This is a genomic window from Streptomyces roseochromogenus subsp. oscitans DS 12.976 (assembly GCF_000497445.1).
In the GTDB taxonomy this organism is placed as follows: Bacteria; Actinomycetota; Actinomycetes; order Streptomycetales; family Streptomycetaceae; genus Streptomyces; species Streptomyces oscitans.
Window position 1 is genome coordinate 6,444,188 of the sequence record NZ_CM002285.1, and the last position, 13,141, is coordinate 6,457,328.

The 13,141-nt window shown below is 71.6% G+C and carries 11 protein-coding genes; all 11 read left to right on the forward strand.

Going from position 1 to position 13,141, the window contains the following annotated elements:
* Window positions 1-1,707, forward strand: a 1,707-nt coding sequence (locus M878_RS000000100250; protein WP_023550732.1) for an ADP-ribosyltransferase, incomplete at its 5' end; no start/stop codon positions are given.
* A gap of 52 nt (window positions 1,708-1,759) precedes the next feature.
* Window positions 1,760-2,128, forward strand: coding sequence for a hypothetical protein (locus tag M878_RS77545; RefSeq protein ID WP_023550733.1), 369 nt, complete (start codon window positions 1,760-1,762; stop codon window positions 2,126-2,128).
* 38 nt (window positions 2,129-2,166) lie between these two features.
* Window positions 2,167-2,568: a hypothetical protein gene (locus M878_RS77550; RefSeq protein ID WP_031226026.1), complete on the forward strand. Its 402-nt coding sequence runs from the start codon at window positions 2,167-2,169 to the stop codon at window positions 2,566-2,568.
* 5 nt (window positions 2,569-2,573) lie between these two features.
* The gene (locus M878_RS77555; RefSeq protein WP_023550735.1) at window positions 2,574-3,287 is read left to right on the forward strand and encodes a DUF6508 domain-containing protein; all 714 of its coding nucleotides are present in this window, start codon (window positions 2,574-2,576) and stop codon (window positions 3,285-3,287) included.
* A 113-nt stretch (window positions 3,288-3,400) separates the two neighbouring features.
* The gene (locus tag M878_RS77560) at window positions 3,401-3,883 is read left to right on the forward strand and encodes an HD domain-containing protein (protein ID WP_023550736.1); all 483 of its coding nucleotides are present in this window, start codon (window positions 3,401-3,403) and stop codon (window positions 3,881-3,883) included.
* A 32-nt stretch (window positions 3,884-3,915) separates the two neighbouring features.
* Entirely contained in the window at window positions 3,916-4,209 is a 294-nt protein-coding gene (locus M878_RS77565) for a hypothetical protein (RefSeq protein ID WP_023550737.1), read from the forward strand.
* 13 nt (window positions 4,210-4,222) lie between these two features.
* Window positions 4,223-5,578, forward strand: coding sequence for a type VII secretion integral membrane protein EccD (eccD, locus tag M878_RS77570; RefSeq protein WP_031226029.1), 1,356 nt, complete (start codon window positions 4,223-4,225; stop codon window positions 5,576-5,578).
* Between the two features lie 25 nt (window positions 5,579-5,603).
* Window positions 5,604-7,076: a nucleotide-binding protein gene (locus M878_RS000000100255; protein ID WP_023550739.1), complete on the forward strand. Its 1,473-nt coding sequence runs from the start codon at window positions 5,604-5,606 to the stop codon at window positions 7,074-7,076.
* 48 nt (window positions 7,077-7,124) lie between these two features.
* Complete coding sequence (locus M878_RS77575; RefSeq protein ID WP_023550740.1) at window positions 7,125-11,102, forward strand: type VII secretion protein EccC; 3,978 nt, start codon at window positions 7,125-7,127, stop codon at window positions 11,100-11,102.
* Window positions 11,103-11,158: 56 nt separating this feature from the next.
* Window positions 11,159-12,583, forward strand: coding sequence for a DUF6177 family protein (locus tag M878_RS77580; RefSeq protein ID WP_023550741.1), 1,425 nt, complete (start codon window positions 11,159-11,161; stop codon window positions 12,581-12,583).
* A gap of 349 nt (window positions 12,584-12,932) precedes the next feature.
* Window positions 12,933-13,127 (forward strand): hypothetical protein, encoded by a 195-nt coding sequence (locus M878_RS77585; RefSeq protein ID WP_023550742.1) that lies wholly within the window; start codon window positions 12,933-12,935, stop codon window positions 13,125-13,127.
* Window positions 13,128-13,141 lie beyond the last annotated feature (14 nt).

The following is a 13,141-nucleotide window of genomic DNA, read 5'->3' on the forward strand; positions in this document are numbered from 1 at the left end:
GCCAAGAACCTGAAGGGCATCGGCAAGGTCGACATCCCGACCCTTCCCGACGGCTCCGTGCACCTCCCCGACGGCCATGCCCTGACCCCGAACGGAAGCCTCCTCGACCACGCCGGCAACGTCGAAACGGTGTCGATCCCGAAGGAAGCGGCCCCCGGCCTGCCGAGCCACTGGACCGTCCCGACCTCGGGACCGGCGTCTGTGGGCGTACCTCATGTGGCGGACAGCGGTGCACACGGGGCCCTCCCGCACACGGCGGACGGCGGGTACGGCGGTTTGCCGTCGACTGCGAACGACGGCATCCATGGCGGGATTCCTCAGCCCGTGAGCAACGGTGTTCACGGCGGGATGCCGCATGTCCCCGACAGCGGCATTCACGGCGGAATTCCGAACCCCGTCGACAACGGCATCCACGGCGGTATCCCGCATGTGCCGGACAACGGGATCCAGGGCGGTATCCCGCATGTGCCGGACAACGGGATCCAGGGCGGTATCCCGCATGTGCCGGACAACGGGATCCAGGGCGGTATCCCTCACGTGCCGGACAACGGCATTCACGGTGGGGCTCCGCACGTGCCGGACAGCGGCATTCAGGGCGGAGTTCCGCATGTGCCGGACAACGGCATCCACGGCGGCATCCCGCACGGCACAGGCGACGCGTTCTCGGCGGGCGAGCACGCCGGTACGACGCCTTCGGCGTGGTACCACGACGGCCCGACGGCCCCCGCGCACGACCTGCCGCACACCACCCCGCACGACACCCCGACCGTCCCGCACCCCGGCGGCCATGACACCCCCGGCGTCGGCGGCCACCCGGACCACGGAGCCGGTCACGACGGCACCGGCCATGGCGGTCACGACGGCACAGGTCACGACGCCGGCCACACGCATGAGGTCGCGCCCACCGGTGGCCATGCGGGTACCGATGCCGGGCATGCTGCCCCCCACGATGCGGCGCACACAGGCCACACCGGTGGCCATGGGACGGATGCCCCGGAGGTTCCGGGGCCGGACGACGCCTTCAAGTACACGCCGCATGTGTCGGACAAGGAGTGGGCCAAGCTCTCGACGGCTCAGAAGCATGAGGTGGCCTATTCCGAGGTCTCCCGCGGCACGGTGCCCTTTGCTTCCACTGGGGACGCGATCAAATACGGGCAGGCCCACTGGAACGACTACGCGGAGCACTTGCCGGAAGTCGAGCGCAAGGCGGTGTGGGACTACACGAACGAGCCCGACTACAAACTGCCGCCCCCGCATGCCGACGGCTGGGGGACGTACAAGGAGATGAACGGGTACCTGCGGGGTAACGCTTCGAAGTGGAGTGCTTACGTTCAGCACAATATCGACGAGGTGGACAAGGTTCTGGCTGGCAATCCGGTGCCGGAGGACGTGATGGTGGTCCGTGGTACCGGCATTGGCCACCTCAAGCTGGACAACCCGTTTGACATGCTCGGCAAGACCTTCGACGACAAGGGCTATATGTCGACCTCGCTCGGCGACCATCCAGTTGCCGCCTTCGCCCATGAGGAGGCCATCCTGCACCTCAGGGTTCCGAAGGGCACTCCCGCTCTCTGGGTGGAGAAGGTCGGCAAATACGGCATGGGCGAACGGGAACTGCTTCTGGGGCGGGGTACGGAATACCGCGTGACCCGCGTGTTCATGGAGAATGGCCAGGTGCAGGTCTATGGCGAGGTCCTGCCCAGGTAACAGCAAGTGAAAGGCGCAAACGATGAGCCGGGATCCGCACGTGCCTCCTCGGGTGACTGAACCCCTGCAGTGGGCGGAAGTCGACAGCCCGCCGCGCTACGCGAACACCACCGACAAACCGGTGCAGTACGCGACGGTGGCGGACGGAAACGGAACAGTGTTCGGATATGTATGGGTGAACGACGAGGACGACGCCGCCGGTTGGCAGTACCGCCGGGCTGGTGGCGACGAGGCCTTCAACATGGGTGCTTTGTGGGCCGTTGAATTCCACGAGGCGAAGGAACGGGGCCTTGCTCCCTCGGCCGCGCTCGCGGAGATGACCCGCGCGTACGGCCCCGAGGACCCCAGCTACATCGTCCCAGGTTCCCTGAAGCAGGCTCCGAGCCTGGACGTAGTCAAGGATTTGGCCGCGAACGGCTGAACCGCAATTGCGTCTCATCGAAGGGGCGTCTGTACTCCATGGCCATTGAGCAACCGATCAATCCACGCTTTGACGAGGATGTGCAATTCAACCTCGTGGCACCGGGCCCGTCGAGGTATCCGACCAGGACCGACAAGCCGGTGCGGTACTTCACAGTGGTCGACAAGGAGGGCGGCGCCGCTCTCGGATACGTGTGGGCGTGCGACGAGGACGATGCCGCCGCGTGGGTGCCCCGCGCGGCCGCCGGTGGCCGGGCCCTTGCCGAGGGCGGTCACTGGCACGCCCGCTTGCAGGAGGCCAAGGGACGGGGCGTCCCGCCGTCCCAGGCCCTCGCGGAGATGCTGTCCAACCCGGAGGGCAACCGCGGCCGCGCCCTCCAGGACTCCCTTTCCGACGCCCCGAACGCCGCCGCGGTCAAGGCCCTCGCCCAAGAGGCCTGACCTGCGTGAATCACCCCGTCCAGTACGTAGCGGTCCAGGCCCCCGACGGCGAAGTCGTCGGGTACGTCTGGGCCGACTACACGGCTGACGCCCTGCAATGGGCCCAGCGCGCCGCGACCGGAGCCGACGGGTATCGCCTCGGGCAGGAATGGGCGGCCAAGGTGGCGGAGACCCGTGAGCGGGGCCTCCCCGTGGCCGGCGCGCTGACCGAGCTCGCTCGCGCCGCCGGTACCGGACCCCCGGTCGACGTCTCCGGCCCGGAGGCCGTCGAGGACCTCGCCCGCACCGTCACCGAGGCCGACGACCGGCGTCTGCTCGCCCAGCTCGACCACGGCAACGCCGAAGCCTGGCAGGAACTGGCCGACGCCTACGCCGCCCTCACCGACGACGACCGCGATGTCCGCTGGGGCGGAGGCGAGAAGAACGCCAACGGTGCGATCCAGTGGCCGTATCCGATCTACAGCAGGCCCCTGTGGCGGGTCGTCACGGCCCTGTGGGGCATCGGTGCCGTCACCGCGGAGCACCGCTGGAGCGCCAGTCCCCCTCCCGTGGTGCCGCCCAGTGGGCGCCTGCGCCCCGCGGACGCCGTACGCGCCGCCACTTACCTCGCGGTCGGCGAGCGCGTCAACGAGGGATCGGTGGACGAAGCCCTGCGGTCCGGTCTGTTCGACGCCATGGTCGCCGCCCTGCTCGACCGGCACATCGCACACGCCTCCTAGGTGTGCAGGTTCTGCGGAGGTTTCCCTGTCCTTCCTGTCAGCCCGGCCGACCCGGGTGTGCCGCCCGCGCATTCATGTTCTATGTTGCACGGGCAAAGTTAGGGGGACGCTGTATGCCGTATGACGGGCCGCCCGCTCCGGTCATGACGCTCGCCGAGGTCGAGGCCGTCGCCCGGGCCGCACACGCCGCACAGCGGGACAAGGCCGGCCGGCCCTACGCCGAACACCTGCAGGCCGTCGCCGACGGCGTACGCGCCCGCGGTGGCGGTGACGAACTCGTCGCCGCCGCCTGGCTGCACGACGCGGTCGAGGACGGCGTGCTCAGCGAGGAGTGGCTGGCCGCGGCCGCGCTCACGTCGCGCACCAAGGACGTCGTACGGGCCGTGACCAAGCGGCCGGACGAGGAGCCGCGGGCGTACGCGGAGCGGATCCTCGCCACCCCGGGCGCACGGCTCGTCAAGGCGGCCGACCTCGCGCACAACGCCGACCCGCACCGGCTGGCCGCTCTCGACGAGCTCACCGCACGGCGGCTGACGCAGAAGTACGCCACCATGCGGCAGTACCTCGGCCTCTCCTTCGAAACCTCCGACGACTGACCCACAGAGAGCACAGGCACAGGACCAACTCAATGGCACGGGACTACGACAGCCAGCTGCTGGAGTCGGTGGCGGTACGCCGGCGCCGGATGCGCGACGCGCTGCTCTTCGGCGCGCAGCGCGCCCGGCGCTCGGCGGACGAACGGCTCGGCAAGGTGTTCGCGGGCATCGCCATCGCGGCCGTACTGTGCGCCGGATGCGTCGGATGGTCCTTCCTGCAGCACACCCTGGCCAAACAGAAGCAGCAGCAACAGCAGCAGGAGCAGCAGTACGGCACCCCCTCCGCACAGCCGTCCTCGGCATCCTCGGCCTCAACTTCGCGATGATAGGTTCCGGTAAGTGGTGAGCACAGCAACGACGTCCCGGACGCAACTGAGCCGGGTCACGCTGGTGGGTGAGCGTCGGCGTGCCGACATCGTCCTGCCGTCGGACACCCCGATCGGCCATCTGCTGCCCGACATCCTGCAGTTGCTCGACGACCGGGCCGCCGCGCGGCCCATGACCCGGCAGCTGATCACCTCCGACGGCTCGGTACTGCCGCACGAGGCCACCCTGTCGTCGGCCGAGGTACCCGACGGCGCCGTCCTCCAGCTGGTGCGCGCCCATGCCGCGCCACCCGCGCCCGTCGTGCACGACGTCACCGACCAGGTAGCCGACGACCTCGATCTGCGCTCCTGGCGCTGGCGGCCCGCCGCCCGCCGGGCCAGCGCCGGGGTCGCCACCGTGGTGTTCGCCGTGGCCGCAGCCCTGCTGGCCCGGCACGAGTTCGCGCTCAAGTCCGTCGGCGCCGCGCTCGCGGCCGTCGCCGTCCTGTTCCTGGCCGCGGGCGCGCTCGTCGCGAAGATCGGCGACGGCAACCGCGGGCTCGCCACGGTGCTGCTGCTCGCCTCCGGAGGGCTCGGAGTGCTCGCCGTCTGGACCGCCGCCGACGCCTACGGCTGGTCAGGACCGGCCCGGCTGGCCGGGGTCGTCGCGGCGCTGGTGCTCACTCTGGTGCTGCTCGCCTACTTCTCGCCGCTCGGCCGCGGCGCGCTCCTCGGGGCCGGCGCGAGCGCCTGCATCGCCGTGGTGTGGGAGGCCGTCGCCGCCGTACAGGACCGGCCGGACCGGCTCGGCGCGGTGATGACCGTGTTCTCGGTCGTACTGCTCGGCCTGCTGCCCCGGTTCGCGCTGATGGCCTCGGGTCTGACGGGACTCGACGACCAGCGCTCCTCGGGCGCCTCGGTCAGCCGCCACCAGGTCGCCAACGCGCTCGCCGCGACCCACCGCGGGCTCGCGCTGGCCACCATCGCCACCGTCGTCTCGGCCGCCGCCGGCGGCTGGCTGCTGACCGCGGCCGGGCGGCCGACCGTGTGGACGGTGGCCCTCACCTCGCTCACCGCCCTCGTGCTGCTGTCCCGGGCCCGGGCCTTCCCGCTGGTCGCCGAGGTCGTGGCGCTGTTCGGCGGGGCCGCGCTGCTCGTCGTACGGCTCGCGGTGGTGTGGGCGGACCACGCGGGCGGCGCCGGGGCGCTGGTGCTGCTGTGCGCTGCGGCGGCGCTGCCGCTGCTGGTCCTCGCGATCCAGCCGCCCGAGCATGTGCAGGTACGGCTGCGGCGGATCGGCGATCTGATCGAGTCCGCCGGCGTGATCGGGCTCTTCCCCCTCGCCGTCGGGGTGTTCGGCATCTATGGGCAACTGCTCAACAAGTTCTGAGGCCAGGGCAGGAGTGAAGGGCGACATGCCGAACGGGGACAACTGGCAGAGCGACGTGTTGCGCGATCTGAGGGGCGGCTCGCCCGGGCAGCCCGCACCGGAGCAGCGGCAACAACCGGAGCAGCGGCAACAACAGGGAGTCGGTGACCCGGGACAGCCGGGCCCGCCCGCGCAGGGTCCCGCGCCGGCGTACGGCTATCCGCAGCAGCAGGCCTACGGCGACCCGTCCGCGGCCCACCCGCAACAGGTACCGCAGCAGGGCGCTCCCGCGCAGGGTCCCGCCCCGGCGTACGGCTACCCCCAGCAGCAGGCGTACCCCGACCCGCCGGCCCAGTACCAGCAGCAGGCCTACCCAGCCCAGCAGCAGTACCCGGAGCAGCAGTACGGCCAACAGCAGCAGTACGCCGAGCAGCAGCAGTACGTGGAACAGCAGCAGCACCACGCGGAACAGCAGCAATACACCGCGCAACAGCAGTACACCGAACAGCAGCACCATGCCGGGCAACAGCAGCACGCCGCTCGGCAGCAGGCCCAGTCCCAGGCCCGCCCGCAGCAGGCTCCCGCCGCCCGCCGCGGCACCCCCGACTCCCGGCCGGTGCTCGACAAGCGGATCGCCTCCGCCGCGCTGAAGCCGCGCCGCGGTGAGGCGTTCAGCGCCCGTGCCCTGCGCGCCGTACGCCGTACCGTCGCCTCCTCGGCGGCCCGTGAGGTCGCCGACACCGCGGCCACCGCCGAGGTGCTGCAGCAGGCGGTCACCACCGGCCGGCAGATCGCGGTGACCTCCATCCGCGGCGGCTCCGGCAAGACGACCGTCGCCGCACTGCTGACCGCCACCTACGCCCACTACCGCCAGGACCCGGTGCTCGCCGTCGAGGCCGACCCGGCGCTCGGCTCGCTGCCGCTGCGGCTCGGCGCAGAGTCACTGCGCTGGACCACCGGCGACCTCGCCGGACTGGTGGAACCGCAGATGTCCCTGCTCGACGTCACCGGATACCTGGTTCAACTCCCCGGCAACGCCTGGCTGTTGCCCGGTAGTCAGGGCCAGGTGGGCGCCATGCTCGACACCAAGGGCTACGAGCGGGTCATGGTGGCGCTGCGCCGCTACTTCGGGGTGACCGTCGTCGACTGCGAGACCCTGCCCGCCGAGGTCGCCCGCACCGCCCTGTCCGCCGCCCAGGCCCGGGTGCTCACCGTGCCCGCGACACTGGAGGGCGTCGCCAGCACCCGCGCCGTCCTGGAGTGGATGCGCAACCTGCCCCGGCATGTGCTGGCCTCCACCGTCGTCGTCCTCACCGAGGTCGCGCCGCACCCCGGCCTCGACCTCGGCAAGGCCACCGAGGAACTGACCGCGGCCGGAGTCACCGTGACGGTCCTGCCCTACGACCGCCACCTCGCGGCCGGCGGCGCCATCCGCACCGATCTCCTCGCCCGGGCCACCCGGCAGTCCGCCGCCCGTCTGGCCGCCGACGTCTTCCAGCTCTCCCAGAAGCAGCGCTGACCGCCCGACAGGAAGGGACCCGAGGAACTCGAGGACGAGGCAACGAAGATGAGCACCCGACTGATCCACCGCCCCGCACGCACCACCCGGCCGTCGGCCGCCCCCGAGCCGCGCACCATAGAGGCGCCGCCCAACCTGCCCGAGGGCAAGGCCGGCTCCGTGCTCCACTCGCTGCTGCCCGTCGCCGGGGTCATGTCGTCCGTCGTGATGATGACCATCGTGCGCAACAGCCAGTTCGCCGGGCTGGGCGCGATCATCCTCGTCGTCACCCTGACCGGCTCCCTCGCCATGGCCTTCTCCCAGCGCGGCAAGGCCCAGCGCACCCGCCGCACCCAGCGCGAGGCCTATCTGGCCTACCTGGAGGACCTGCGCGAGCAGCTGGCCAAGGAGGAACGCGAACGGCGCGAACGCGCCCAGGTGCTCAACCCGCCACCGGACGCGCTGTACGACATCGTGCGCGACCCCGCCCGGCTGTGGGAGCGGCGCCGGGTGGACGGGGACTTCCTGCGGGTGCGGGTCGGCACCGGCCAGATGCCGGTGCGCGATCTGAAGGTCGCCCAGCAGGGCTCCTCGGTGCTGACCCCGCCCGACCAGTTCATGCTCAACGAGGCCTCCGCGCTGTCCGCCCGCTTCAGCACCGGCACCGAACTCCCGCTGACCGTCCCGCTGGACCGGGTCGGCAACATCAGCGTCATCGGCCCTCGCGAGGACACCCTGCGGGTCGCCCGCGCGCTGCTCGTCCAGGCCGCCGCCACCCACGCGCCCGACGACGTGGCCATGGCCGTCGCGGCCCCCGGCGACCGGGTGGCCGACTGGGAGTGGGCCAAGTGGCTGCCGCACATGCTGGACACCGAGCAGTTCGACGGCCCGGTCGCCGCCCGCCGGATCGCCCCCTCGCTGCCCCAGCTCGCCCGGCAGATCGGCGGTGAGCTGAGCCGCCGCGCCTCCTACGCGGCCGAGGTACGCCGCGGTCTGTCCGGCAAGGACGCCCTCGCCGTGACCTCCCGGCTCCTCGTCCTCGCCGACGCCCACGGCGAGGACGCCGTCGACCTGCCGCGCCCCGACGACGCGGTCGGCCTGCGGGACATGGGCGTCACCGTGCTGCACCTGCTCGACGAGCGGGTGCAGGAGCCCGGCAGCGTCGGCGTGCGCATCACCGTCGACGGCGCCCGGATCGTCATCGAGGACCTGCGTGAGGACGAGCCGATCAGTGCCCACGGCACGGTCGACGAGGTGGGCACCGCCCTCGCCGAGGGCCTGGCCCGGATGCTCGCCCCGCTGCGGCTGTCCGCGGAGTCCCTGGCCGACGCCCCGCTGACCGGCCCGGTCGACTTCGCGGAGCTGCTCGGCATCGACGACGTCGCCCAGCTCGACCTGGCCCGGCTGTGGGCGCCGCGCGCCGAACGCGCCTTCCTGCGCGTCCCGATCGGCGTCAGCGACAGACACGAACCCGTGCTCCTCGACCTGAAGGAGTCCTCCGAGCTGGGCATGGGCCCGCACGGCCTGTGCGTCGGCGCCACCGGCTCCGGCAAGTCCGAGCTGCTGCGCACCCTCGTCCTCGCGCTGGTCGCCACCCACCCGCCGGAGGACCTCGCGCTGGTCCTCGTCGACTACAAGGGCGGCGCCACCTTCGCCCCCTTCGCGGACCTTCCGCACGTGGCGGGTGTGATCACCAACCTGGAGAACCAGGCCGGTCTCGTCGAACGCGTCCACGCCTCGCTCGCCGGCGAGGTCAAGCGGCGCCAGCAGGTCCTCAAGGAGGCGGGCAATGTCGCCGACATCGGCCACTACGCCGCCCTGCGCGCCGAGAAGCGCCCCGACCTCGAACCGCTGCCCCACCTGTTCGTCGTGATCGACGAGTTCGGTGAACTCCTCACCGCCAAGCCGGACTTCATCGACCTGTTCCTGTCCATCGGCCGCATCGGCCGCTCCATCGGCGTGCACTTGCTGCTGTCCAGCCAGCGCATCGAGGGCGGCAGGCTCAAGGGCCTGGACACCTATCTGTCGTACCGGCTGGGCCTGCGCACCTTCTCCGCCGACGAGTCCCGCACGGTCCTCGACACCACGGACGCCTTCCACCTCCCGCCGCTGCCGGGCTTCGGCTACCTCAAGGTCGACACCAGCCACTACGAGCGGTTCAAGGCCGGCTATGTCTCCGGCGCCTACCGCGGCCCCGTCCAGCGGGACACCGAGGACACCGGGCCGATGGCCCTGGAGTACACGGCGTACAACTCCCTGGGCCAGGAGGAGAGTTCGGGCCCCGCCGAGCCGCAGATGCGGCGCCGGGAGACCGGGCCGACCGAGATGGGCGTCATGGTCCGGCAGCTTGAGGACGCCGGCGCCCGGCCCGTACGCCAGATCTGGTTGCCCCCGCTGCCCGACGCCGTCGCCCTCGACCAGGTCGCCGGACCCGTCGAGGTGGGCCCGCGCGGCACGCAGCTGTCCCGGCGCCGCGGCCCGCTGCAGGTACCGCTGGGCATCCTGGACGACCCGACCCGGCAGTGGCAGGGCCAGTGGTACCTGGACCTCACGATGGCGGGCGGCCACGCGGCGGTCATCGGCGGCCCCCAGTCCGGCAAGACCACCCTGCTGCGCACCCTGGCCCTGTCCCTGGCGCTCACCCACACCCCGCAGGAGGTCGGCATCTACGGCCTCGACCTGGTCGGCGGCGGTCTGCAGGCGCTGTCCGGTCTGCCGCACGTGGGTGGGGTGGCCGGCCGGGCGGACCGGGAGCGGTGCGCCCGCACCATCGACTCCGTGCGCGGCATGCTCGACCAGCGCGAGGAGCTGTTCCGGCTGCACAACGTCGACTCCCTGGAGCAGCTGCGCACCCTGCGCGCCGCGGGCCGCGTCCCCGAGCTGGCCTCCACCGAGATCGTGCTGCTCATCGACGGCTTCGGCGCCCTGCGCGACGACTTCGAGGAACTCGACGACGCGGTCGGCGACATCCTCAAGCGCGGCAGCGGCTACGGCATCCACGTGGTCGCCGGCATGCTGCGCTGGAACGACGTGCGGATCGCCGCCCAGTCCCAGTTCGGCACCCGGGTGGAGCTGAGGCTGAACGACCCCGGCGAGTCCAGCATCGAGCGCAAGCTCGCCCAGACCCTCTCGCCCGAGGAGAAGGGCCGCGTCCTCACCGACGGCAAGCTTTTCGCCCAGGTCGCCCTGCCCCGCACCGACGGCGTCGCCGACACGGCCGACCTCGGCGCGGTCCTGGAGCGCACGGCTCGTACGATCCGCGCCACCTGGACCGGCGAGACCGCCCAGCCGGTCAGGGTGCTGCCGCACGTCCTGGAGCCGCACCTGCTGCCCGGCCCGGCGGCCGAACCGCGCCGGGTCCCGATCGGCCTGGACCAGACCCAGCTGGCGCCCGTTCTGCTCGACCTGTTCCGGCACGACCAGCACCTCGTGATCATGGGCGACAGCGAGTGCGGCAAGACCAACCTGCTCAGAGCCGTCGCCGAAGGCCTGATCGAGCGCTACAGCGAGGACGAGCTGGTCTTCGGCGTCATGGACCCCCGGCGCGGTCTGCGCGGCGCCATCCCGGAGGAGTACCGGGGCGGCTACGCCTACAACGCCAAGCTGTGCGCGGGCCTGTCCGCGGGTATCGCCACGGAACTGGAGAAGCGGCTGCCCGACGAGAGCGCGGACGGCGAGGACCTGGAACCGGGCAGCTGGGGATCGGGCCCGCGGATCGTGATCCTGGTCGACGACTACGACGTCCTGACCACCGCGGGCCAGCAGCCGCTCGCGCCCTTCCTGCCGTACATCCCCTCGGCCCAGGACATCGGCCTGCACTTCGTCCTCACCCGCCGGGTCGCGGGCGCCTCGCGCGGCCTGTACGAGCCGCTGCTGCAGAGCCTGCGCGAGTCCGGGGCCTCGGCGCTGGTGATGGCGGGCGACCGCAGCGAGGGCCAGCTCTTCCCCGGCGTGTACGCCGGCCAGCAGCCGCCAGGTCGCGGTGTCCTGGTCCGCAGGGGCGAGCCGAGCCGGCTCATCCAGACCGTTTACGCGGGGAACAAGTGAGCGGGGAACGGGCAAGCGGGGAACAGGTAGTAACAGGTAAGGGGCCGAGGTAACCCATGACGAAGGATGTCGTCGCTCTCACCAGGACCATGCCCGACCCGCTGAGCGTGCTCGCGGGGCTGCTCGCCGGCGGCCCGGACATGCTGGCGGGCGTCGAGGGGGACGGCGCGGTGGTGCAGCTCTGCGACGAGCAGGGCCGTCCCCTCGTCTCCGTCGAGGCGCCCCTGCTGGTGCAGGTCAGAGGAGAGGCACAGCGGCTGCTCGGGGCGAGCGAGCCCGAGGTGCCGTACTGGTGGACCGAGGCCCGTGCCACCACCGGCGTCAAGGAGGCCGAGCAGCTCGCCGGCACCTTCGCCGCCCGCATCGCCACCCTGGTCGGCGGCACCGCCTGGCCGCGGGAGGCGACGCGGTCCCTGGCGGTGGTCAAGACCGACGGGATGCGCGCGGTGCCGACCCCGGCCGCGGCGCAGCCCGCCGTGGACGTGCTCACCGACAAGGTCGCCGTGGTGATCCAGGACCGCCCGGTGGTCGCGATGACCGCCTGGCTCTCGAACGCCTTCCGGGCCGTGGCCGACGCCGACCTCGGCCTGCAGATCGTCACCCCCGCCGGCACGCGCCTGTCCCCGGCGGTCCGCAACAACCTGCCGGGCTGGCCCTCGCGCTGGGTGGTGCAGGACGAGAAGGACGGCTACTACGACGGCTTGTCCGGAGCCGTACTGCACTGGGCCAACGGCCTGTTCATGCCGGTCGAGTCCCCGGAGGCGACGCCGGAGGACCCCCGTACCCCCATGGCCGACTCCTTCGCCCCCGTGGTGGCGGACGACGGTGAGCGCCAACTGGCCGTGTCCTTCCGGGCGATCCACCCGGCGGACGAACGGCTCGTGCTCGGCGGCGCCCTGGAAGCCGTATGGCGTGAGCTGACCGGTGAGCCGCCGGCCGGCTGGGGCACCGAGGAGCCTGCCAACCTGCCCTGGTCGGTGCGTCAGCTGACGGATGTGGCGTACGAGCGGGCGCCCGAGCCGACCTGGCTGGTTGTCGTCGGCAGCCCGGAGCGCCCGGGCCTCGCGACGGTCCGGATCAGCCGTACCGAGGGCGGTGTGGAGGAGGACGTCACGCTGGCGTTCGGCTACGGCCCGGGCGAGGAGGTGCCGACGGACGCCGACGTGATCCGGGCGGCGGAGGTCCTCGCCACCCGGCACGACCTGCAGTCGATGCTGGTCCAGGTCCGCCGGGCCCGCCGTGATCTGTCCGTACCGCCGCGCTTCGAGGGTCCCGGTGTCCCGTACGCCTTCGTCCTCGGTGCCGACGAGGTACGGGAGATGCCCGGCGACCGGGCCCGGCGCACCCCGCTGCCCACGCCGCCGCGCGAGCTGGGCCCGAAGCGGCGTCCGGCGCTGTACTACTCCTTCCCGGGCGACCCCTCGGACCTCGCGGGCTGGGCGGACTTCGAACGACTGGTGACGCACCTCAAGGGCGACTGAGGCGCCGTATCAGGCAGACAGGGGCGCTCAGCGTTGTCTTGTGATTTCGCAAAACTCCCGCAGCCATTCCTGGATATCGCCTAGGGATACTCCCGATTTACCGAACTTGAGCCCGGCGTCCACATGATGATGCGCGCACAGGAGCCGTCAGCTCACCCATGATGTCCCGATTCATCCCGACTGAATGGGGCATATTACTGTGCGGCGGATCGCCCCCGCAGGTCCGGTGGCCAACGTTGTGTCACGAGCCGCATGAGGTGGCCGGGTTGGTGGCACGATGGTTCTGGCGGGGGTGCGGCGGCCGTACCTCCGGGCCGGGAGAGCGGACCGACCGAGGGTGTGATCAGTTGTGGCCATTTCACTGTCTGTGGTGCTGCTGTTGGCAATCATCCTGGTGGTCCTGCTCAGAGGAGGGAACATCAAGACGGGGCCCGCGATCGTCGCGATCCTCTTCGGCTTCTTCCTCGCCTCGACCGGCATGGCCCCGTCCATCGACCGCTTCCTGAACTCGATAGCGGACTCGATCAGTTCGATCAAGTTCTGACCGTACTGGGCCGC